At 43.4% G+C, this 24700-nt stretch carries 11 protein-coding genes; 10 read left to right on the forward strand and 1 reads right to left on the reverse strand.

The window, feature by feature from the left end:
- Nucleotides 1-161: 161 nt before the first annotated feature.
- From AC58UX_RS01740 to AC58UX_RS01775, 8 genes are all read left to right on the forward strand, one after another.
- Nucleotides 162-5954 carry an OmpL47-type beta-barrel domain-containing protein gene (locus AC58UX_RS01740; protein WP_497249103.1) on the forward strand — a complete coding sequence of 1931 codons (5793 nt, stop codon included), beginning with the start codon at nucleotides 162-164 and terminating at the stop codon, nucleotides 5952-5954.
- A gap of 472 nt (nucleotides 5955-6426) precedes the next feature.
- Nucleotides 6427-7347, forward strand: coding sequence for an ABC transporter permease (locus AC58UX_RS01745; RefSeq protein ID WP_497249105.1), 921 nt, complete (start codon nucleotides 6427-6429; stop codon nucleotides 7345-7347).
- Nucleotides 7348-7371: 24 nt separating this feature from the next.
- Nucleotides 7372-8265 carry a carbohydrate ABC transporter permease gene (locus AC58UX_RS01750; RefSeq protein ID WP_497249107.1) on the forward strand — a complete coding sequence of 298 codons (894 nt, stop codon included), beginning with the start codon at nucleotides 7372-7374 and terminating at the stop codon, nucleotides 8263-8265.
- 73 nt (nucleotides 8266-8338) lie between these two features.
- Nucleotides 8339-9826: an ABC transporter substrate-binding protein gene (locus AC58UX_RS01755; RefSeq protein WP_497249109.1), complete on the forward strand. Its 1488-nt coding sequence runs from the start codon at nucleotides 8339-8341 to the stop codon at nucleotides 9824-9826.
- A 113-nt stretch (nucleotides 9827-9939) separates the two neighbouring features.
- On the forward strand, nucleotides 9940-13332 hold the full coding sequence (locus tag AC58UX_RS01760; protein WP_497249111.1) for a heparinase II/III domain-containing protein: 3393 nt from the start codon (nucleotides 9940-9942) through the stop codon (nucleotides 13330-13332).
- Nucleotides 13333-13349: 17 nt separating this feature from the next.
- The gene (locus AC58UX_RS01765) at nucleotides 13350-14726 is read left to right on the forward strand and encodes an SGNH/GDSL hydrolase family protein (RefSeq protein ID WP_497249113.1); all 1377 of its coding nucleotides are present in this window, start codon (nucleotides 13350-13352) and stop codon (nucleotides 14724-14726) included.
- 186 nt (nucleotides 14727-14912) lie between these two features.
- Nucleotides 14913-16691, forward strand: coding sequence for a hypothetical protein (locus AC58UX_RS01770; RefSeq protein ID WP_497249115.1), 1779 nt, complete (start codon nucleotides 14913-14915; stop codon nucleotides 16689-16691).
- An 8-nt stretch (nucleotides 16692-16699) separates the two neighbouring features.
- A complete protein-coding gene (locus AC58UX_RS01775; protein WP_497249117.1) occupies nucleotides 16700-18646 on the forward strand; it encodes a DUF8769 domain-containing protein in 1947 nt (648 codons plus the stop codon).
- A 105-nt stretch (nucleotides 18647-18751) separates the two neighbouring features.
- Here AC58UX_RS01775 and AC58UX_RS01780 read toward each other — a convergent pair whose 3' ends face one another.
- Nucleotides 18752-19639, reverse strand: a complete 888-nt coding sequence (locus AC58UX_RS01780) for an AraC family transcriptional regulator (RefSeq protein ID WP_497249119.1) — start codon at nucleotides 19637-19639, stop codon at nucleotides 18752-18754.
- 157 nt (nucleotides 19640-19796) lie between these two features.
- Between AC58UX_RS01780 and AC58UX_RS01785 the strand changes: the two genes are divergently transcribed.
- Both AC58UX_RS01785 and AC58UX_RS01790 read left to right on the forward strand, forming a co-directional pair.
- Entirely contained in the window at nucleotides 19797-22154 is a 2358-nt protein-coding gene (locus AC58UX_RS01785; protein ID WP_497249121.1) for a glycoside hydrolase family 38 N-terminal domain-containing protein, read from the forward strand.
- Between the two features lie 40 nt (nucleotides 22155-22194).
- Nucleotides 22195-24651 carry a glycoside hydrolase family 38 N-terminal domain-containing protein gene (locus AC58UX_RS01790; protein ID WP_497249123.1) on the forward strand — a complete coding sequence of 819 codons (2457 nt, stop codon included), beginning with the start codon at nucleotides 22195-22197 and terminating at the stop codon, nucleotides 24649-24651.
- The last annotated feature ends 49 nt before the right edge of the window (nucleotides 24652-24700 follow it).

A 24700-nucleotide genomic window follows, 5' to 3' on the forward strand; every position in this document is an offset into this window, starting at 1 on the left:
TTTTTCGCAGTTTGTACCACTTTTGCAACCATTGTAGTTCCTGTTAGGCTGAAATCAGAAATAGCAGCAGGACAGCTTAACACTGAACAACTTGGAGGTGACGATCAAGCATTACAGACCGGAATAGTTCTTTTTTATAAAATAAAGGAGATGGATACACAATGAGGAAAAGTTATTTAAGTTTCTTTATCGCTCTCGTTATGATCATAACATCAATTGCAATACCGTTCCCTAACAGTGTCCATGCTGCTGATCCCACCAGTGAATGGTACAAAACTACCGATGCCAACGGTAAAGATTGGTTAAATTTACACGCTTATGGGAACACGAATATTATGGGAATAGCACCTACTAATTATTCATTGTCAGATCTAGTGCTGGACATGGATTGGAATACGGTTACAAATCCAGGTTTTCCAAACTGGGCGCATCATGAGATTTATTTCGGATATCAGAATGCTAGCAATTATTATCAAGTTTTTGTTCATGGTGGGAACGGAACTCAATTTCGAGTTAACAAAGTGGTAAATAATGGAGTAACTCCTCTCACAAACACGATCACAGGTACTACCAACGCCTTAAATAATACGACATATAATGACGTTCTGAATAATGTTAGACATTATCAAGTTAAGGTGAAGAACGGACTGATTACTGTAACTGTGGATGGTGTTCTTGTATTTTCAGTTACGGATACCAAATATACTAGCGGACAAATCGGTGTTGGCGCACAAGGGTATTATAATGTCACTGGTGGCAACCTTACGAATCTTACACTGGCTGTTGGTGACCTCAAAGTGTCAAACAGTACGGGTACTGATCTTGGTGGCAGCATTTTTGCCGGAGACCTCCCCAATTGGACGTTTAACGTACCAATGAAACCCAAACCGGATTTAAACCGTTTAGAAGAACATTTTGTTTATACAAATGGTTGGAAGATGCCGGCTTCCCAGGGCTGGGCAACCAACGCAGATAGTTTGGGAGTAGGCTATAAGGCGGAAGTCCAGAATCAGAAGTTGAACTTGGAATCGCCGGACACCGGACAAAGCTCCTTTTATGTTCAGAAAACGCTTTCAAGTCCATATTCAAAACCCTCATCTTCAACTGGCAAGTTTCAATTCAGTTATAAGCTGAAAATCAACTCCCTTACGGGAACAAGCAATATCAACATTACTGGGTTAGACGAAATCAATCCTCAGAGTCCTGTTTCTCAATTAAAGCTCGACAGTTCCGGAAATTTGACAGTTACCAACACAACTTACGCAACAACTCCAATTGCGGTTCTGAAAAATGGATATGAATACACCATTGGAATGGTAATGGATACGGTTTCAGGCAAACAGGATATTTATATCGGAGATGATGATGGCAATAATTCCATAGTAACGGGTTTGAATTTTACAAATCCATCAACTTCTGTTCAAGGAATAGTGTTTAATCTCGCAGGAAAATTTACTTTGGACGACCTGATCATGGAGGAATCCAATGTTAACTCGTTCCCCATTTTCCAGCAGATTTTCACTCAAAATACGCAAAATAAAGTGGACTATTTAACCGATCTGCCTGCAAAATTGCCTAATGGATTACTTTTTTCGAAGTATTCTTCTGACGTATATGTGAATGGGTACAGAATAAAGCTAAATGCCAATGACGATACGGTCATTCCATGGATAAATGGAAGCGATGTGCTTCTACCGAAGGATTTCGTTGTCAATAACCTGGGCACATCTGCTGTGCCGTCTACGCCGCACAATGGAATCGACTATGTATCCATCCAGGCGGTAGCTACCGAGAAACACAAAATATTTTGGACGGATCCCCAAAATGGCCCGCTTGTTGCGGTAAGCGATACGGCTAACTCGTTTACAACAGCGGATATCACCAGATTCGAGCAGACATTCGGCGTTTACGTATCACCTTCAGGAAGCGATTCGAATAACGGAACCTATAACAAGCCGTACCTAACATTTGAGGCGGCAAGAAATGCGTTGAGAACGAAGAAAAGTGGTACGGGTATCCCGATCGGGGGCATCACCGTTTATGCGATGGGCGGACAATATGCTAGAAACAGCACGTTTACACTCGATGCAACTGATTCCGCAAGAGCTAAAGCGCCTATTACCTACAGGGCTTTTCCAGGGCAAACCGTGAGTCTTTCGGGAGCGAAGAGCATTCCTTACTCCCAATTTTCATCGGTGACAGATCCAACAATCATAAGCAGATTGAAAACCGGCTTTGCAGACAAGATTAAACAAGTGAATTTGGGAGCTTTGGGATTCACTTCCGCCGATTGGGGTTCCATTCATCAAAATAATTGGAATACGCTAGACAGTCCGGACAATGCGGCACTTATTATTGACGGTAAAAAGCAAACCATTGCAAGATGGCCAAATGCAGGTTTCGTAAAAACCGGTACAGTCTCAAAGACGGGTGATAAAAACTCACCGGGGGCTGTCTTTCAGTACAGTGAACATGAGCAGGATTTATGGGCCACAGCAGACCAAATGTGGATGGAAGGATACTGGTTCTGGGACTGGTTCAGCGATGATTTGCAAGTTACCAAAGTAGATACTACTGCTAAAACAATTTCCGTAAGTACAAGCACTCCAACGGCATATGGGGTTGCAACAGACAAAAGGTATTATGCGTACAATCTGCTTGAAGAAATTGATCTACCAAGCGAATGGTTCCTTGACCGAAAAACGGGCATCCTTTATTTATATGCTCCGTATGACATTTCGCAGAGTGATATCAAACTATCGACACTAAATACGTCTTTACTTAGCATTTCGAATTCCAGCAATATCAATATTGTAGGGATAAAGTTTGAGGATTCGAATTACCGAGCGGCCGTTATTAAGGGATCCGATTCGATCAAAATCCAGGGTTCTAATTTCAATAATATCGGAGCCAATGCCATTACAATCGATAACTCAGTTAATGTTGATGTGTTGGATTCTGATTTTAATAATCTGGGAAAGGGAGGAGTCTATACAACGAATATTGGAAATCGTCCGACACTTGCTCCGGGTAATATCCGAATTCGAAATAATGTTTTTACAAGATACGGCATTGTAACCAGAACGGGTGCCCAAGCCGTCTCTATTGGCGGGGTTGGCAATTTTGTACAAAACAATGTGATTAACGAAGGGACCTACAGTGCAATAGGTATTCTAGCCGCGAATGACAATGTGATCGAAAACAATGAAATTTATGCCACTGACAAAGAAACCTCAGACGCTAACACCATTGGTGCGGGGCGAGATTTCACTGTCCAAGGAAATGAGATCCGAAATAACTTGATACACGATATCAAAAGTTCAGAAGGTGGTCTAGGAACACATGCTGTTTATATCGATGATTCGGCAAGCGGCGTACGAATCACGAGTAACATTTTCTATAATGTCGACTCTGCTGTATTCCTTCATGGCGGAAGAGATATGATCGTCGACAGCAATATAGTGGCCAATTCCACAAGTTCGATTGATTTGATAGACCCTAGTTTACCAACAACATTTGATTGGCTGACACCACCAAACGGAAATTTATATACAACTTATATGGCGGTGCCTGCGGCAACAAGCGATCTTTGGAAATCGCGGTTCCCTACGCTAGCCTATGTACTTTCTGACGAGCCTACGAAACCGAAATATGATACCATTACAAACAATGTCCTCTATAACACGAAAAAGGTTGGTGTGACGAATACGGCCTTGCCTTCAGGGACATTCGCGAATAATATAACCGTTACCGATGCAAGTCTGTTTAAGGATGCAGCGCATAATAATTTCGAGCTGGTTAAAGATGTCGGCCTAACAGGATTTGTGCCTCCTGTTTACAGTAATATAGGGCTGAAGTTGAATCCATACCGAACTACTTTACCTAAGGTCTCGGATTTTAAGCTTCTTAATCCACAAAGCAATGCTGTTGAAATCCCTGCTTACCGTTTGCCATTAACTTGGGAGCCTGCTATTGGAGCGAACCACTATCAGGTCACGGTTGCAAGAGACAGTGCGCTAACTGATGTCGTCTATCAGGGTTCGGTGCCAACCAATTACTTGCAGCTCAATCTCGAATATGGCGGCAAGACTTATTATTGGAAAGTTGAGGCTATTAGTGAGTCAGGTCTATATCCGGACAGCAAATCTACGGCTGTAGCTAGCTTTACGACGGCTGTTAACGAAATTGTCGATAAGTACGAGCTCCAAAATAAAATCGCTGAAGCGCAAACCATTGATGCGAGTTCAGACATAGGCTCCGATCCCGGTCAGTTTCCGTCTGAAGCAATAACGACGTTTAAGCAGGCGATTGATGCGGCAACTCAGGTTTCCAACAGCGCGGTCACTCAGGACGAGATCAATTCCGCATTGAATACCCTCATTCAAAGCATCAAAGACTTTAAGAAAAAACAGATTCAGGGCATAGTTGATTTAGGGCAATTATTAAGTAACAAATCCAGTTGGGTAGCTGCCGATGCTAACTATCTTTCATTTTCAAGCAATAATGCGTTGACATTTGCTCCGCCGACCGGTAGTTCAAATAATTCTGCAGGCTATAATTTGAAAGTTCCAAATTACCCGATCTGGAGTTTCAAAGCTACATTTGATTTTACAGGTAATGCATACCAAGGCTTTACGATTCGTGGTAAAGCTGCAATGGGAGTTCCATGGAATTCGACAGACTACATTTTAATTCTAAAGAGTAACCAATTTGAATTGGCACGATTCGGACCTACAGGCAATTTTCCGGGAGGCTCAATCATCGTACCTAACGACATTGTGGCATCCGGCCAGGAGCATTGGATTCAGTTTGGAGCGCTGGATGTTAACGGCGTCGTCCGCCTCATTGTAAAAATTGACGGACAAACGATATATGACTATGTGGATTCAGATGGCTACATTTCGGACGAAGGATTCTTTGGAATGTTTTCGAGTAAAGCGAATCCATTAACAATTAAACCAGATGGAAAAACGAGTGATAAACAAGCACCGACAACTTCCGTTTCTGTTACACCTACAAGCCAGAATGGCTGGTATACGCAGCCAGCTACATTAAGTTTAGCAGCTACAGATGATCTGAGTGGAGTGTCTAGGTCGGTGTACAGTGTGGACGGTGGATCGTCATGGAAGAAGTATTCAACACCAATCACTTTTAATCTAGACGGAATGAACAGTGTTAAATATTATTCTTGGGACTTTGAGGGGGACCAAGAGGCTGCGAAGACAATCGATATCAATATCGATAGTCAAGCACCTGTAACGACAACTTCTTTAACCAATTCAACATTAACTCTTACAGCCCAGGACAATGTATCTGGTGTAGCTCAATCGGAGTATAAGTTGGATACCTCAGTGACTTGGCTGCCATATATAACACCAATCAATTTTAGTCAAGCAGGAGAGTACACGGTCAATTATCGCTCGACGGATAACGCGGGTAATGTAGAATCCACGAAATCAATCACGGTAACTGTTACTTCGAAACAAATCACGGCTACTGCGGGAAGTAACGGTACGATTAGCCCTAGTGGAATTACTTCTGTAAACGAAGGAACAAATGCAACTTACACGATCACACCAGATAACGGTTATATGATTGATGAGTTGAAGGTTGACGGAGCTAGTATAACGGTAACAGGCAATACGTACACGTTTACTAACGTAACAGGCGATCATACGATCAGTGTTACATTCAAGCTAGAACCAATGCAGCAGCTTATTGAAAGGTTTACTGCATCGGGTGAAATAAGAGGATCGTTGGTGAATCAAATCACGAACAAATTTAATCAGTCTATTGATCAATTAAACAAGGGACATAAGGATCAAGCGATTAAACATATGCAGGATGTTCTAAAAGATATTAAGAATGCGAAGCAGGGTGATATTTCTCCGTATGCGAAGCAAGGCTTGATTGCAGATGCCAATGCACTAATCGCAGCTTGGTCCAAATTTTAAAGCGTTTATTACAGTAATTAGGTAATTCAAAGCCCATGAGGATACTTGCCTGTATCCTTAAACGCTAAACCGTTGTGCTGCGTTTGTTGCAGTAACAATCTTGTCTTAACAAAAGAAAACACGGTCAGAGGCTGAGGCTTCTGATCGTGTTTTTTGTTGTGTTTCATACCGAGAGGCCATGACTCCTACAGTTTCAGGCACTACTGATAATTCGATTACTTATCACGGATACAGCAACTTGTGAGACACGCATGAGTTTAAATGGGACTATATCTGGGACGAAAGTAGATAATTCGGACGATACTAACTGTTTATTTAACGGAAATCCGCCGTTCTTGAACTTATTTGCATATTTTAAACCTCGTTTTTGAACTTTTTCGCAGTTTTTAACTCTTTTGCAACCATTGTGATCCTGTTAGGCTGAAATCAGAAACAGCAGCTGGACAACACAGCTTGTAAGGAGGTGGAAAAATTGAAAAGTAAAAAGCTAATTAAGGATTTTCAGAAAAATAAATTTCTGCTGGCTTTGACATTGCCCTTGGTGATTTATGTTTTCATTATCAACTATATACCGATGTTCGGTGCAATTGTTGCCTTTAAACGGTACCAGTTTAATAAAGGCATATGGGGGAGCGATTGGATAGGATTCTCTAATTTTAAATTTCTACTTACCTCTCCTGACCTTATTAGAATCGTACGCAATACTCTCGGTTATAATGCGGTGTTCATCATTAGCTCTGTTGTTGCATCGGTGGCCGTAGCATTAATGCTGTATGAATTGACAAGCAGAAAACTATTGAAGGCGTATCAAACCATTATGTTTATTCCTCACTTTTTATCCTGGGTTGTGGTAGCCTATATGGCCTACGCTTTTCTCAATCCGAGATCGGGTATGTTAAATCACTTATTAACAGACCTAGGCGTAGATGTAATAGATTGGTACAATAACGCAACTGCTTGGATTTACCTCTTCCCGATTGCTAACCTGTGGAAAGCGGTCGGCATGGGAGCGATTATGTATTACGCTGCATTGCTAGGCATTGACCCTACCTACTACGAGGCGGCGAAGATCGACGGTGCGAGCAAGTGGCAGATTATCACGAAGATATCATTGCCATTCCTTTATCCGTTAATGACAATCTTGACTATTCTCGCCATCGGGCATATTTTCAGCGCTGACTTCGGTTTGTTCTATCAGCTTCCAATGAATTCGCCTACTATATTCCCAACCACTGACGTAATTGACACTTATGTATACAGAGCATTAGTCAACAGCGGCAATTTCGGCATGTCCAGCGCGGCTGACTTAACGAAATCCGTTTTGGGATTTGTACTTATCGTTACCACAAATGCGATCGTAAAGAAAGTGAACCCAGAGAATTCTTTATATTAATTCCGAAGAAAGGAGGAGAGTTGCATGGTGCGAGGTGCTAAGTTCAGCTTGTCTCGATTTGCGTTACACTTATTTTTCATCGCCATGTCAATCTCGTTCATCATACCGATATGGTCGATTATCTCGATCTCGCTGTCAAAGGAAACGGATATCGCGACGATAGGATATCGCTTAATTCCAGCCCATTGGGATTTGAAGGCCTATCGCTTCATTCTTGAGAATCCACTTACCATCTTGAATGCGTATAAAGTCACGATTATCATTTCGTGTATTGGTACAATACTATCCGTGTTGATGATTTCCATGTGTGCATATGCCTTATCCAGGAACGATTTCAAATTCCGAAGAATCATCACATTTTATTTGTTTTTCACCATGTTATTCAGCGGGGGACTGGTTCCCTTCTACATTTTGATGACGAATATTTTACATTTGCAAAACACGTACGCATCGCTTATTATTCCACTGCTCGGAAGCGTTTGGTATATGTTCTTGATGCGCACGTTTTTCCAACAGTTGCCGGAATCCCTTATAGAATCTGCTACAATCGATGGAGCAGGGGAAGGGCGCATTTATTGGACGATGATCATTCCGCTTTCGACGCCTGTATTGGCGACGGTTGGACTGTTTCAGTTACTTGCTTACTGGAATTCTTGGTTTCATGCACTGCTGTTTATTAACGATAAATCGATGTACCCGCTGCAGTATTTGCTCCAGGTTATGATGAGCAACATTCAGGAAATACTCAAGAATATGCAGAACGGCATACAAGTAGACGCCAGTCAGTTAGCTGAAATGCCGACCGAAAGCACAAGAATGGCAATGTGTTTACTGGCAATTGGTCCCATGCTATTTATATTTCCGTTTTTTCAAAAGTATTTTGCCAAAGGGTTGACAGTTGGATCCGTAAAAGGTTAATTCCTGGATCGTTTAAAGATGGATTTTCGATGTTTAATAGATAAATAAACATAATTCAAGGAGGGTTTTAGAAATGAAAATGTTAAATCGTTCAATGACGGTAGTGCTGACACTTTGTACTGTAGGGGGAGTAATGCTTGTAGGCTGTGCGAAGGAATCTGTAACCCCTAGCAGTAGTCCAAGCAGCATTTCAAGCAGTCAGACTGCAAAGCCTGAGGCATTAAAGCAGGTAAATCTAGTGTGGTACCTGCGGCTTTCGGAGCCTAAGAATGCAGCTGCCGTGATTCAGAAAGCCAACGAAATCATTCAAAGCAAAATCAATGCTACCGTGGACTTCAAGTTTATTAACCCAGGCGATTATAACAACAAGATGCAACTCATTATGGCATCGGGAGAACCATATGATATCGCGTGGACAGCCAACTGGGCGAATAACTACATTGATAATGTAACAAAAGGGGCGTTTATACCTGTAGATGATTTGCTTGCCAAATACCCTGATTTGAAGAACAGTATGAGGAAGGAAATTTGGGACGGGGTTAAAGTCAACGGGAAAATCTATGGTATCCCCAATAACCAAATCATGGGTTCAGCACCAGGGATATGGTTTAAAAAGGATCTCTTGGATAAGTACAAGATTGATCCATCCAAATTTAAGTCTTTGGATGATTGGACGGCTGCTTACCAAACGATCAAAGCAGGTGAACCTAAAGTTTCTCCACTTCGCACAGGACTCCCAGATGCTTACTTGGACTTTGCTCCGGTTGTAGATGGCGTACAAGGATTGAAGATTGATCAGAAAACGTGGAAGGTCTATTACCAGCCGTACACATTAACGGATCGTTATAAACTTATGAGGGACTGGAACCAGAAAGGTTACTTCCCGCAAGACGTTGCTACGATGAAAGACGAAGTATCGGTCATTAAAGCGGGGCAAATTTTTAGCAGATTCCAAACAATCAAGCCTGGTGGTGAAGCGGAATTCGGTGCAACCTATGGTTTTAATTTGGTGCAAGCTGCCACTGGCCCAGTAACTCTCTCGAAAACAGCTGGCCAAGCCACTTTGAATGGCATTAGCACAACCTCCAAAAATGCGGATCGTGCGATGATGCTGATCAACCTGATCGATACGAATAAAGAGTTGTTTAACCTGCTGAAATTCGGTATTGAAGGACAGGATTATACGAAGGTGTCTGCGAATCGAATCGAACCGAAACAGGGCGGTTATAGCGTGCCTGGCTGGATGTTTGGCAATGAATTTAACAGTTACTTAATTCCTGGTCAACCCGATGATGTATGGGAACAAACGAAGAAGATGAACGATTCAGCAACTGTTGATCCGACTATGGGCTTTACCTTTGATAAAAAGAGCGTAGAGAATGAAGTTGCACAGCTGAACGCGATTTACAATGAAATTAACCCAGTTCTTACCAATGGTATGGATGATGTCGACAAAATGATGAAAACGTTGACGGATAAGCGGAAAGCAGCTGGAGAAGACAAGGTCATTGCTGAAGCGCAAAGACAAGTTGACGAGTGGCGCAAGACGCAACAGAAGTAAAATAAGGGTTATTAACGGAGGGGATCGCTAAATGCGATCCCCTCCTCTAAATGATAGAGGAGTGACATATGAATACGAATACGACTATTACACGGTTGCTTATCGATAAAGAAATGGATTGGATTTTACCTTCATTTGACCTTGATTCATGGAATGAAGATATTTTGGGAATCAGCTTTGAGCTCAAGGGAACCCCAGGAATAATGGTTCATCCGGAAAGTTTCCGGGTTTACAAGGATCATGACCATCTTTTTGAAACAGTTAAGGTCAGAAATATGCAGTATGAAATGCTATATGATCAAGATATATTCAGACTTATGACGAATGACAATTGGCAGACCATGCATGTAGAGGCTTTTGTTAAAGCTAATGCGGTCAGATTCGAATATATATTGAAGTTAATTGGAAGCGGCGAAGTATGTATCCGAAATATTCACATACAAAAGGGAGGGTTCCCGAATCAACCAATGGTTCAAGGGGCGCCTTATTTGCAGTGGATTAACGGTATACAAGCAAACCCGGAATTCGAACGTGAAATTACCGAACTCAAGTCAGAAAGAAAAGAATTGCCAACCCATATCCTACCCTATTTGGAAGTGTCACCGGATACAATTTATGAACTTGTACCAGATCGTAGGGGGATTGGGAAGTATAGTGAACAATTGGCATGGGACCCGCGGAAACCTAATGTACTTACAGATCGAACTACAGGGGAGCAAGTCCATTTTCACGATGATTACCCGATATCAGGTTTTGAAGAGGTTATTGCCCCATCCGGAAAAACATGGGTATATCCATTTCACCAACGACCATGTGCTAGAACGCTCGAGGAAATATTCCACTTTGTTCCCGGCAACCCAGGACCGGATGAAAATGATTTGAATATGTATTACGATCCTGAATTCGAAAAAATCTATTTGGATAAATTCATGGTAAGCACCAGAATGGAGTGCTTCGATGAGGCTGCTTTGATTTTATCCGAATATTATCGTACAACAGGCGATATGGAAGCTGGAATAAGAGCCGCTGTGATTCTGCTTAAAATTGCACAAAGCATTCCGCATTGGCCGCTCTATGGTAAACCAGACTGGAATTATAATTTTATTAAAGGCTTTTTCCCACCTAATGATTATGATCGGATGTTTGTATGGATCGCTGATGATTACGAATGGTACACTCCAGCTACGGGGGAGCATCTAAATAAAATCATAACCCTATTTGAAAATTTGAAAAGCCCCCCTATCTGGAACAAGCTTTCTGACCTAGGATTTGAAAATGCCAGAGAACATGTGACCAGTGGGATTATGCATATTATTCGTACATCGTTAAAGTTTGATGCGTACTATAGAACCGATATTTGGCGCTTTTTCCATAATACTATAGGTTTACAATTAGATGGATTTATAACAGCTGGTTTATCCATCGGCTGTCCAGAAATTATTCATTTCGTTATTGAAAAAGCAAAGGCTGCGTTTGGTTACTTATTTATGGCTGACGGTATGTTTCCAGAGAGTGTTTCGTATTTGCATGATGTCGCAGGAGATATGGATGAGGCTATGAGTCGCATTCAAGGCTATTCCGATCCAGTGGGTTATTTGTCTGATCTTGATCATACACGTATCGAATCCTTTCATCCCGAAAACGTAATTCCTAATTACAAGAATATTATGTTTCTGTGTGATCACAGAATGCTTTATCCTGACGGGTCTGTTATGACCATACATGATACTTGGGCCGAAAGCCAGGTAAGCCAATATCATCACGTCGGTCATCAAGAAGGAACGGCTCCTGTAGATAAGGTCTATAGCCCGAACCTTTCTGAACCTTTTCTCCTACCTGAATTTGGACATGCGATAGTTGGGACGGGAGTAGATGGTGACTGTGCTGAGGCACACCTTCATTTTTCGGGGCGATATAATCACTCGCATGAGGATATGCTGAATTTTACCTTATGGGCATACGGTGATGAGTTAGTATCGGATATTGGCTATTCTCATATGGGTGGCTATATCTATACAGCAACCGCTCATAATTTGGTTATCGTGGATGGGAAAAATCAAAGTGCCAGTAAAAAAGTAGGAAATCTCTTAAATTGGCATGTGCCTAAGGGAAGCACAATGGTTATGCAGGCGGAAGCACCCGAAATCGCTTATCCTGATACCACGAAATATCGACGCGCCGTGGTTGGGATTCCAATCACTAACGGGAAAAACCTATTTCTCGATATATTCGAAGTGTCAGGAGGTAATCGTCATGAATGGATGGTGAACGGCTGCGCCGATTATTCTCAGCATGCAGATATGACGTTAACACCGTTTAAGCATTTGGATAACCTCGATGAAAACGGAATTCCATTAATACCTGAAATTGGAAACCATTCGAGCGCAGGTTCAAATTTGGAACATCAGTTACCTATGGACGCACCATACAGTAAAAGTCATTACTATGGTGCATTTAGAAATGTAAACGTGTATCGAGATGATCGTCAATGGCAGGTGACAATGTCCGCAGCATTCCCAGAAGGTGAACAATTTCCAGGAGCAGGAGGTAGGGCGGTATCTGCCGAGCCCAAACCTAACCTGCGTCTGCATTGGGTAGCGCCTGCTCATGGGGAAGTCATGTTATGTGAGGCGCCAAGACATCGATATAACAAGGAGCTATCGAACCTTCAAGATGCAATGGCGAATTGGAATGAAAATGTGATGCCGAAGATCATTGTCCGCAAGGATGGTACCGATGTAGACAGCACATTTATCGCATTGTGGGAGCCGTTTCAGAATCAAGCATTTGTACAATCATGTGATAGAATCAACGACATCGCTATCGATGGTGGTACAGGCGTGAGGATCAAGACGGAAGGTAACGACATTCAGGTGATTTATCGTAAAAAAGAAAATCGTGAGCCAATTGTATTCGGCGATATAACGATGGATGGCTCGTTTTTAATCGTGAATGAAAAGACAATTTCCGAAACGGAAAAAGAAACGGATGTAGATTTTTATTCGGGAACGAGCTTTTCCATGGATAAATTAAAGCTGGAACTTAAAAGTTGGACGGATACCGTACTAGTTGGAACAGGAGAAGACGAGAGTGGATATTATCTAAGTATAAAAGGAGATCTATTTTTATACCCAGTAGAGCCTGACATGCAACCGCATAAGGGGAAACATATCATTGTAAAACAAGAAGGACATCGCAACCGCTATCTGCCGTTCGATCGATTAATGAAAGGCGATGGCGGAACGTACAAGCTCTACATCTCCCGGCATCCGGGCTTTACTTTTGACCACAACTCTCAAATGCTTAAGGAAGTATGCTTCCCTTATAAGTTCCTAACAGGAAGAGCAGAGGTTGTATTTCCGATTGAAGTCAACATGAGGATAAAAGAAAAATGCAATGAGAAGAAGATCATGATAAGAACGGATGCTGACGCGATCATGACAATGCCTTCTATTCGTTCGGAGATTAGTTGTCGTATTACTGGTGGTGAATGGATCGAACTTTAAGATGAATGTGGAGAGCTATGACAATGATAAAGAGGCAACGTGGTATCCAAGGCATTAAGGTTCATGGATTAGATGTTATTTTACCAAGAAAAATATACATGCTTAAAGGTGATACCCTTAATAAGGAACAATTGAATCTGTTTTTCAAAAATTTAATCTTAGCTAACTCGTCTTATGATTATAAAAATATAATCATTGACGTAATCGGGAGCTATGGGAGACAGTATGACGGATTTTGGAGAATGGAATCAGATAGTTCAGCATCAGGGTACTCAGTGCCAAGCACTCCTTTCACTTTAATCATAAATGTTATGGACAGAGCCTTAAAGACCGTATTTACAAAAGCCTGCACGGTGGAGGTAGTTGATAAATCTAATTCTACAGCGGTACGTCTATTAGCAATCGGTGACAGCATTACAAGGGATGGCTCCTATTTGAGGCAATTCTTAAAATTAAGTAATATTAGTACTCAAGGTACAAGAACTTATGATACTATGGATGATCCTGTTAATCGCGAAGGACGGGGTGGTTGGACACTAATGAATTATATGTCTAACATCGGAACGACAGCAGGTGACAGTCCATTTGTTTTCCCTACTACGGTTAGTGGAAGTGCCTACAAGGGTAACACGGATTTTTGGATGAAAGTCTGTTATACAAATTCTAACGATTACGATTATCAAGGATTCCAAAAGATCGCAAGAGGTTGGAACCGTTCGAGTTACCTCTACGATGCAAATGGTTATTATACAGAGCCTAGTGTTGGTGATGTTATGGTTGACCCTTCGAAATCAGAAGGACAGCAATGGGTTCAATGGAATGGACGCCAGTGGGCGGTAATGACCCCGCAACCTAGTACATTTGGGGTCGATTTTTCGAAATACATCCAAAGATTTTCTGCTGCTTTCCCTGATGGTACGCCCACTCATGTCTCTATTTTACTCGGGGCAAATGACTTCCAATTAACAACAGGTTTAACCGATATTGATGCATTTATTTCCAATTTAAAGGCGTTAATAAATTCGATTCATGCTTATAATAGTGAAATCAAAGTGATTATTAATTTACCAACGCTTGGAGCAGGTCAAGATGCTTGGGGTATTCAATTAGGATCAGGTGCAATCCAAGAAAATTATGACCGAAATATGAAGCTGGAAGCACAGAGGCTACTGTCCGAGTTTGATACCGATACGGCAATTTCAAAACATATTTATATTTGTCCAATGGGGCAATGCTTAGATACTTTATATGGGTTCGATTACATAATTGAAAACGCGAACATTTATTCAACTGTGCAAGTGACCCGTTTTAACAATTGGGTTCATCCGAATACTACCGTGGGACATAAACAAATGGGAGATGCACTTATAGCAGTAGTTCAGAAGATTAGATAGTGAACAATTGGAGAAATGACACTCAGACAGTGTTGTTTCTCTTTTTTTGATTTTGGACAGTTTTCTTTAAATCCTACAGTCGTTAAAACAAGAAAATGGAATTGAACAGTAGTGGAATTGGGCGCGTGGCGAGATAATCAATTTACAGAGCTTGAATAGATGAAGAAGGTTGGGAGAGTTATGAATATGCAGACGTTACGTATTTTGGAGCTGTGGTGGGAGAAATGCGGTTCCCTCCTTAAAGTGAATGAGGGTCTAGTAAGTCATGGCGGGCCGGGTCATACGATAGAAGCTTCCAAGGTTCAGGAAGCGCACGAAGGCCGTAGCACTGCCAACTATTACGCAATCGGCACCGCGAGTGGCATGCTAAGTGAAGCAGAAGGATCGAAAATTTTGAAAGCTCTATCAGAGCTGCAGATCACCGACGAGTCGAGTCCGTATTACGGAGCTTTTCGTTGGTATCGAGAAGAGACGCAGGTCAACGATTCGAATGCGGCCTTTTTCACTCTTTTTCCGCTCGTCGTATTGCGACTTTGTTTGAATGAACGCATCCCCGCCGCGCATCGTGAGCAGCTCGATCTCATGTTTGAACGGGGGGCAGCTTGGTTTGAGCACGAGCTCAAGATGCCGATTTTATATTATACGAACAAGATTGTAAGCGACGGCGCAGTATTGCTGGCCATTTCACACCTATGCGGGTTGGAGAAATACAAGCAAGCAGCAACGGACTTTTTTGAACGCTGGCTCACTTATACGGCCGAGCGCGGTTGGGGTTGGGGTGAGAATGCAAGTCTAATCTATACAAGTGTCACCTTGAGTTCGCTCAAGCTTGCCTGCTTGTCCTTGCCCGAAGAGAATGATGGGCTTTTGAAAGAACTGCAGGATGTAATGGGTGTTTTGCTTGATAACTTTCAATTTCATGGCGGAAATGAGTTCGTACCAACGATCCGCAGCTACAATGTAGAAGGAAAAATCAAAATGAACAGCTTCTTCTGGTGGATAACTGGCATTGAAAGCAAGAAATCCCCGGAAGAGATGAAAGTTGAGGATCTTGCGGGTGGATTAAACTTTCTGCTGTTTGAAAAGGAGCTGCAGACGGATATACCGATTGTTGAACTGCCGGTTCCACGCAACCGAACCGAACGAATCATGGATTCGAGCCATGCAAACACCTGGATTGGCGTTACTGGCCGACTTGGCAGTGTTGATAGATTCCCGGTCATCGCTGGATCCTATCAATGGCCGACTTGGGGTCTAGCTTGGCAATCGTATCCGGTATCGCTGGCGGTGGAAGGGCATCAGATCTCCTACCTGCGCTGGTATGCTCATGACGGTGAGAATGTTAGAATGCATCCTGCTTCTATGCAGAAGGCGTATCTAGGACCAGCGCTGTTCAAGGAATCGTGGTACCCAGATACCCAGCTCAGGTCGGTTCAGCAGAACCATGCGGTATTGGTTGTGCGTAGCATGAGCCGCATTCATAACGAGGCAAGCGAGCTTGCGGATGAATGGGTTGTGCCTCGCTGGTCAGGCGAGATGCACACGGCCCTTGGCGCAGACGGACGAGCATGGACCATCCTGCAATATCCACACTCGGCTGTTTTAATCGCACCTCTGCAGGGCATTGCATATGGCGAGACTGCTCGCCAAGTACCTGTGATTCATCCCGTTTTGGACGGCGATACGCTCCGATTAAGACAGATGTTCTACGCAGGAGAAACGAAGCTGCTGCAGCAGGCGAGGCTGGAAACAGGCTGGGCTCTTTATTATGCGGACGGAATTCACAGCTTAAGTGAGGCAACGGCGCTCACAGCTAGATTGCGTCTAATAGAGGCTTCCTATAAAGACGGAGAGGTTCCTAGAGAATCCTACATGGAAATTAGAAGTGCCGTTTTGTATGAAGGAGATACGAAGTTGGCAGAGCTGATCTTGGATCCTCATAAAATAGAAAGTGGTGCAGAGTAATGAATGACTTGAGCAAACTTGACGTGAACAAGCCGTTTTATGGGATACAGGAACAGAAGGAGAGAGCGAAACGTCTTCTTGCACTATTCGTTCGTTATTATAAGAAGGATTTCGATCAGGATGGTAACTATTTTGGCTCTCACCATTTTCCTGGTATTCGAGACCGATTGTGGTTAGCTTATACGTTCTTAGCTGAGGGGTCGGAGTGGGCATGCCGGACAGGTAACGCCATTATTGAATCAAGCCCGTACGCTCATTGTCATTTTGCTCCGAAAATGGCTGTTCAAATTTTGATAAAGTACCGAGAATGCTTGTCGGGAAAGGCAAGGAAAAGGTTATTTGATTATCTGGAGGAAGAAATTGAAGATTGTGCGTCAGATGAAATGGACTTTGTTGGGGTTAATGATAATTTTCCTTGCATGAGTATGTATGTAATGCTTCTAGGAGGCAAGCTTTTGTCACGCCCGGATTTAATAGAGATCGGGACAAAACGTCTGCACCAATTGAAGGATATGCTATTTCGCAGAGGTTTTGTCAGCGAATTCAATAGTCCCACATATACAGGGATCCAATTAGAAACATTAGCCTCTCTTGCTAATGATCTGGAGGATGGGGGACTGAGAGACATTGTGCTGAAATGCGAGGAGCGTATCTGGGCCGATCAATTAGCACGATTGCATCTACCTACTTCTCAGATTGCAGGGCCTTATTCCCGTGCATACACGGTTGATTCAATAGGACTTACACACCAGTTTTCTTTATATGCCGTGCTTGGCGATCTACTGCCCGCAAATCCGCTCAGCGAGCCAATTTCCTCCCAGAAGGCAGATTTGGATAATGACTTGGATGAGAACTTGCCCTTAGAGTATATAGGTCTAGCAGGTGCTTTAAATACAATCTACCATTGCCCGGAAGAGCTGGTTTGCCATGCGTTGAATAAGACCTACCCCTATGAAGTTTCCGGGACAGCGGAGTTTTCCTCCTCTTCCGATGCCCATGCGTGGGAAGACCCGGCAGATCCGCTGTTTGCGGAGGATATGGTGGAATATCCAGCAGGAGTTGGCTCCAATACCACTTATATGACGGAGGATTATGCGCTTGGCACCTCTACTCATGAGTTCCATAACGGGGTGCAGAACGATTCCTTTCATTTATTATTACGCCGTGATCGCCTCAAGGAACCATCACGTCGCAATTCCCGGGCGGTGTACACTAAGTATATCGTGAACGAGAAGGAGCCGGGCCAGTCCAATTCTTATGAGCGGATGTCAATTACTTCGCCGGAGAATTCACTTTGGGATGAAGGACGGAAGCTGGCTTTCCAACATCAGCATACGGCCATGGTGCTCTACAAGCCGAAGCGGTTTGGGCGATTACGGGTATCGAGTTTAAAGCTTTCGGTCCTCCTACCATGCCCTCACAGCGAACCGGATGAAATTTGGCTTGGTGAAAGGCAACTTGAGGATCTGACAGGTGAAAGCTTGGAGCCCTGTACGGTAATCGTAAAAGACGGCGAAGTTTACATGGCCTTCCATCCTCTCTTGCTAACAAACCATGGTCGACCTGCTGCTGTGAAAGTGGAACGGGTTAACGGTTATATTATGATATCCTTTTATAATTTTGAAGGCGAAGAGAGGGATTTTGATCCGAAGACGTTTGTACGGACTGGAAACGGCTTCGTTGTCCAGGTTTCCAGCGAGCAAGAATCGGGAAGCTTCGAAGTCTTCCGAACTAACGTCAGAAAAGCAAAAGTCCATGACGAGACTCACTCTAGTGCACATTCCCGACGTACGGTCCTTAGAAGAACAACCTTTGAAACAGAAGGAACGAAGCTGTCTTGTGAATACAGTCCGATAAGCGAAGGGATCAGGTATCTCGAGGTGAACGGGTGTATACTTGCGAATGATAAGCTTGCTATTAGCGGGTATGATGTGAGCCGGCTGCCATTCATGTAGGCTAACACCGTCTTCCACCAATGGGTAGACGATGAATGTGAATGCAATTCTAGGACATGCGGAGAGAAGCACCCGATGAGGGTGCTTTTTCTTTTTAGACCTCCGTTAAAAGATTCGGAGCTCCGTTCGATACTGGGATGGATTTTTTCCAACTGTGCGGGTAAAGCTTTTCGAAAAACTGTGTACGCTTGCAAAACCGAAATGTTCAGCGATTTCAGTTATGGACATTTGGGTATTACGCAGCAACTCTTTGGCTTCATTCATTCTGCACCAATTCCAATACTCATTGGGAGTAAATCCAGTTCCCGACTTGAATAGGGAGAAAAACTGACTTCGATTTAACCCCGTGACTTTTTGCCAATCCATTAAATGTGCACCATCACGACCGAAGCGATCCTCCCTTAATAGTTTCATCACTTTGGCTATACGCGGATCTGTAAAATCTACTTCATTACGAATTCCCTCTAATACTTCATCCAGGAAAATGAGAAAGTGTCCCTGGAATTTTAATACCTGCATATCATTACTGTGATTTATCACCTCAAAGATCGATTGGAGACGATTAAACCTCTCCGTCCATGTTTTCGTGATCGTGGGTTGTGTGCAGACCAGCAGCTCTAAACGAATCGGGGGGTGGAGCAACTCTGACCGGAATTCGTCTCCAGGATCGCAGTAATAGTCCAAAATATTAGAAAGCTCAGTTTCAGGACGACGGGACCATTCGAAGTAAACAAATTTAAATGTTAACGGATGTTTGAAGTCAAGCAGCCAAGTGTGCTGTTTACCCTGTTCGATATAAATCTGCATCCCAGGAACCAAGTCATAGGTTTTTTCTTCTATGATTAATTGCCCCTTTCCACTCTCAATATAATACAGAGATGGAACATAGCAGATTCTTGGGCCATATACGTGCTTCTTCTGCTTTGATGTATCAAATATACCGGAATATCGGAGAAAGGGTGAAACTAGAGTTTCTTCCTCTGCTAACGCCATGAACGTACCCCTTTCATCGATCAATCTACTCCAATTGGTTATGAACTTATTGGACTTTCGGATAACAATCGGAATATGGATCGAATACCATTACGATGTATTATTTTATAATACGTAAAGGATTTACAATGTCAAGAGAATAGGATGAGGGATTTCAATGTCAAAAAAACCGTTTACTTTATTTATTATTCAGCACTCCCATATTGATATCGGGTACACAGAGCGCCAAGAAGTGATTACGGAATATCAGAAACAATTTATAAATCAAGCGGTCAACATGGCGCTATCACCTGCACAGCAAACGCGAGATGAGAATTCTCGTTTCAAATTTATGTGCGAAGGATTCTGGGCTGTAGAGCAGTACTTAAAAAAATACGGCGAAGATGGAAAAAAACGCTTGGTAGAAGCGCTTAAAAATGGTTCGTTGGAATTAAGCGCTACTTACTTGCATATGAGTGAGCTTCTCGATGAAGGGCACCAGCATGATTTATTTAACCCAGCAATAGAGTTCGCGCGACAAGAAGGCGTACCTCTGCATAGTGCTATGTCATGCGATGTCACTGGCTTTTCTTGGGGAATGGCGGATGCCCTATATGACGCTGGTATTAAGTATTTATCCACGCACATTAACAGTCATCACGCCAGTATTCCTTTCGGCAAACCAAATGTTCCGTTCTATTGGGAATCGCCTAAAGGAAACAACGTCCTGGTATGGAACGGATTAACCTACCATAAAGCGAATTTGCTTGGTCTTATTCCCGGATATAACTTAATAGGCGATCCCATGATTTCAGGATTCGAGTACGATGGGGGGCCTGGACATTATGAAGACGTGCAGGATATCTCCTATGCGGAGCAAGTCCTTTTCAAGCTTGTCGATGGGCTCCAGAAGTCAGGCTATGAATATAACTTCTTACCAGTAAATGCAGGCGCCTTATACACCGACAATAATCCCCCTACCGATGATTACTGTGAATTAATCAAGCAGTGGAACGATAAACATGGGGACGAAATTATAGTTCGTACGGCAAACTTAACGGAATTCTTCCAATATCTCCAGCAGGAAGTGACCGAAATACCGGTCTATCGAGGAGATTGGAACGATTGGTGGACAGACGGGACGATCTCTACGGCTTTCGAAACGACCCTATTTCGTAACGGTCAGCGCATGAAGCGAATCGCCGAAAGACTGGATTCGGATGGAAAATATGTATCGGCAGAGGAATGGAAACCAGTAACTGATGCGTTGATTCTTTATGCCGAGCACACTTGGGGGCACTCAGCTTCTTTGGCGAAGGCAAGCGATTTCCGAGTCCAGCAGCTGCTTGCACGCAAAATCAAGTACGCCACCCTAGCAGATGAGCTAGCATGTTCCGCATTGGACGAAGTGCTATATGGGAAAGGACAGAGCGAATTTACTGCACGCAGATCGTTTACCTATAAAGTCATGAACCCGTCTTTGCAGAAGAAAAGCTCGGTTGCCTATTTATCATTGGATTATTGGGAAGATCCTATTTTTAATCACCAGCTGCTTGTTGTAGACGATGAGGGACGCGAGTATGAATTCGATCGTGTGAGACACTCGCTTCGCGGGCAGGAACTGGCTGTTATTCTGGAATTAGGGCCATTAGAAGAAAAAAAATTATCGATCATTCAGAACAAGATGGAGGAGCCTGCAGGTACTTCGACTAAGCAGACACAAACTTCAGACCGATTCGAAAATGCGCATATGCTAGTGGAATGGTGTGAGAAGAAAGGCATTCATCGAATCCTCCATAAGCCAACCGGAAAATCTTTATTAAGCGAAGGGGCCGAAGGCTTCGCTTCCCCGGTCTACCAGATTTTCGAAGGCGCGAATCGCGCAGAGCCCGCGGGCTTCGGCTATTCGGCGCGCAAGATTCCGAACGATCAGATTTTCCGAGGTGAGTTGAAGGCGGTAACGAACACGTCCAATACGCTTCACTATGAGATTTGGGAATTTGAGTACCAAATTAGAGGTGCGCATTCGTATGTCGCGGAATTTAAGTTTTACCGCGAACTCTCACGATTCGATGTCTCCATCAAATTGAATAAAGAGAATATTCTTGACCCGGACGGGATGTATGTCGCGTTTCCGTTCCACACGGAGAAAGGGGTATGGCATCTCGATAAAGCGGGAGCTGTCGTCCGCCCTGGAATGGATCGACTGCCTGGAACGTGTGTCGATTATTTCACGGTTCAAGCTGGTGCAGCCCTGACTGGGGAACAAGTTGGTGTCGCTTTGAGTACCTTGGATGCGCCGATGGTTCACATCGGAAAGCTCCGTTTATGGAATTATGCGGACCACATCGAACCTACTGGTACACTCTATTCATGGTTAACCAACAATAAATGGGAAACGAATTTTAAAGCTTCATGCGGAGGTATGCACGAATTCCGGTACACGGTCGATATCGATTCGGGTTACTGCGAACCGGCCGCGGCTATTCTAGCCTGTCAGGAAAATCAGTTTGACTTCATAGCAATCCGTACGTAAATAGTATTATCTTTATCCAGTTTCTTGGGGAGGACTTTTTGTGCAAATAAGTAAAAAATGGAAAATTTACGCGATACATCATTCTCATACAGACATTGGTTATACGGAACGACAAGAGAAAATTGAACAATTTCATGTGGATTATATAAAGCAAGCAGTTGCGATTTCGAATGCTGCTCATGGTGGGCTTCAAAACGATTGGATTGGTTACAAGTGGACCTGCGAAACGTTCTGGGCGGTAGAGCGCTTTCTAGAGCAATCGACAGAAGAAGAACGGGAGCAGTTTGTTAGCGTTCTACGTAGAGGCGATATCGAGCTGTCGGGTACTTATCTGAACATGAGCGAACTTGCGGATTATGAATTGTTAAGAAAAATGCTGTTAAAAGCGGGGAATTATGCACGTGAAATCAAGCTCGACTCACCGGTCAAATCAGCCATGACAGCGGACATTACTGGATACAGCTGGGGGTACTCGCAAGCGATGGCGGATGCCGGCATCGAAAACCTGCTTTCTTGCGTACATACGCATCACAGCATGTTCCCGATTGGTCGGAAGCAGTTTCCGTTCTATTGGGAGACGCCTAATGGAGATCAGATCCTCGTATGGAACGGCGAGCATTATATGTTCGGCAATGATTTAGGGTTAAATCCCGATGCTGTTCTGTCCTACACCATTAAAGAAGATGAGCACTTCGTATGGGGGATTTCGGACAATCATTGGAGATTAGCGGAGGATCGTATTACCCGGTATATCAACCAGCTGGAGAAGGAGCAATATCCATACGATTTCCTTTTGGTTAACGTCATGGGACTCTTAAACGACAATGCTTCACCTAATCCAAGAATTATCACCTTTATTAAAGAGTGGAACGAGAAATACGGTGATCAAATTGAAATAGAAATGACGACGTTAAACCAGTATTTCGATCTTGTACGTGCACAGTCATTCGAAATTCCGGTATACCGCGGCGATTGGCCAGACTATTGGAGTGATGGTGCAAGTTCCACACCTATGCATACGCAAATTTTCCGCGATGCTCAACGGATGCTGGGTGTTGTTCGTAAGTTGGAGCCTAATGTGGACATACTGCAAGGTGAGCGGATCCGTGAAGCAGAGCATCAGTTGATGATGTTCGCCGAGCATACCTGGGGTTACCATTCTTCCATTAAGGAACCGTGGCACATGATGGTACAGCAGCTTGGTGTTCGAAAAGAAGCCTATGCGGCCAACGCCAGTCGATCCGTTTACACGGCCCTGGATGAGGTGTTGAAGCAGCAAGGTGAGGTTATGCTTCGTCATGATCGAAAGCTATCTTATCGAGTAGTTAATCCATACGACTATCCAATCGAAGATATAGCTCACTTCTACCTAGACAGCTATTCGGAGCTGGATCGGTTTAAGGACGGATTAGAAGTTGTAGAAGAGAGTACCGGGCTCGTAGTTCCCCATCAGTTAGAAAGAGTAAGCAGAGGGAACCAAATCGAGATCGTGGCGAAATTGGAAGCTAAGGAAACAAAGTCATATTGGATACGTCATTCCCAAGATGCAAAGCTGAAGACAACAAGCAGTACTTACCTAATTGGTCAGGATCACGTTTATGATGTAAAGGACCTGGTTGATTTGGATGAGATATCATCAAAGCCACAGATCCTATTCGCAGAGCACTCTGTTGAGACCTCCTTTGTTCGGATTGCATGGGCAGAAAGTGATGGCATCATTTCTTGGTACGACAAACGTAAAGGCAAGGAATGGATCGCTTCCAACAGACTTGCAGGTGCATTCACACCCATTTACGAAAAGACACCAGTAAGCGAAATCAGTCAAATGGTCAAAGTTAGAAGCACCATGGGCAGAAACCGAAAAGGGCTTGATGTTCAAAGATCCATTGGTAAGCTTGCAGGCGTTAAAAAGATTACAGATGGTGACGTTTATGGCATTGTTGAGTTGACGTTTACGGTTGAAGGGATGAGCTACTATTCGGTTTTCATGAAGGTTTATAAGGAAATTGCCCGAGTGGACGTCTCTGTTCGGATTCATAAGGATAGTGTTTGGGAGCCCGAAAATGTGTTTATTTCCCTGCCATTTGCACAGGAAGGAAGCGAGCTATGGCTAGATAAGCCAGGAGTGCCAATTCGTCCAGGCAAGGATCAACTTCCAGGGACTTTAATCGATTATTACTGTATTCAGGAAGGATTCACCTTATTGTCCCCTGGGGGTAGTATGGTGGTGGCAACGCCGGATACGCCATTGTTACAAACCGGATCGATTATGCATCAGCCACGAAAGCTCAATGGACAACAGGATGAGGAAATCAAGGAACCGCTCTATTCATGGCCGCTTTCTAACTATTGGGAGACGAATTTTAAAGCGACCTTAGGTGGCTTTTATGAATTCCGATATTTCATTCAGCTGGGTGAGAATTGGGAAATGCCTGAACGCCCTATCCAGATTTGCCATGCCATAAACACAGGAACTGTTGCGTATCGTACAACATAAAGTGAACAAGCTGGAGAAATGACACTCAGAAGGTGTTGTTTCTCTTTTT

The sequence above is a fragment of the Paenibacillus sp. J22P90 genome, from assembly GCF_059692195.1.

Bases quoted from the DNA above. Each gene is read 5' to 3' on its own strand.
- AC58UX_RS01740 (WP_497249103.1), top strand. From the start codon at position 162: ATGAGGAAAAGTTATTTAAGTTTCTTTATCGCTCTCGTTATGATCATA.
- AC58UX_RS01750 (WP_497249107.1), top strand. From the start codon at position 7,372: ATGGTGCGAGGTGCTAAGTTCAGCTTGTCTCGATTTGCGTTACACTTA.
- AC58UX_RS01755 (WP_497249109.1), top strand. From the start codon at position 8,339: ATGAAAATGTTAAATCGTTCAATGACGGTAGTGCTGACACTTTGTACT.
- AC58UX_RS01760 (WP_497249111.1), top strand. From the start codon at position 9,940: ATGGATTGGATTTTACCTTCATTTGACCTTGATTCATGGAATGAAGAT.
- AC58UX_RS01765 (WP_497249113.1), top strand. From the start codon at position 13,350: ATGACAATGATAAAGAGGCAACGTGGTATCCAAGGCATTAAGGTTCAT.
- AC58UX_RS01770 (WP_497249115.1), top strand. From the start codon at position 14,913: ATGCAGACGTTACGTATTTTGGAGCTGTGGTGGGAGAAATGCGGTTCC.
- AC58UX_RS01780 (WP_497249119.1), bottom strand. From the start codon at position 19,639: ATGGCGTTAGCAGAGGAAGAAACTCTAGTTTCACCCTTTCTCCGATAT.
- AC58UX_RS01785 (WP_497249121.1), top strand. From the start codon at position 19,797: ATGTCAAAAAAACCGTTTACTTTATTTATTATTCAGCACTCCCATATT.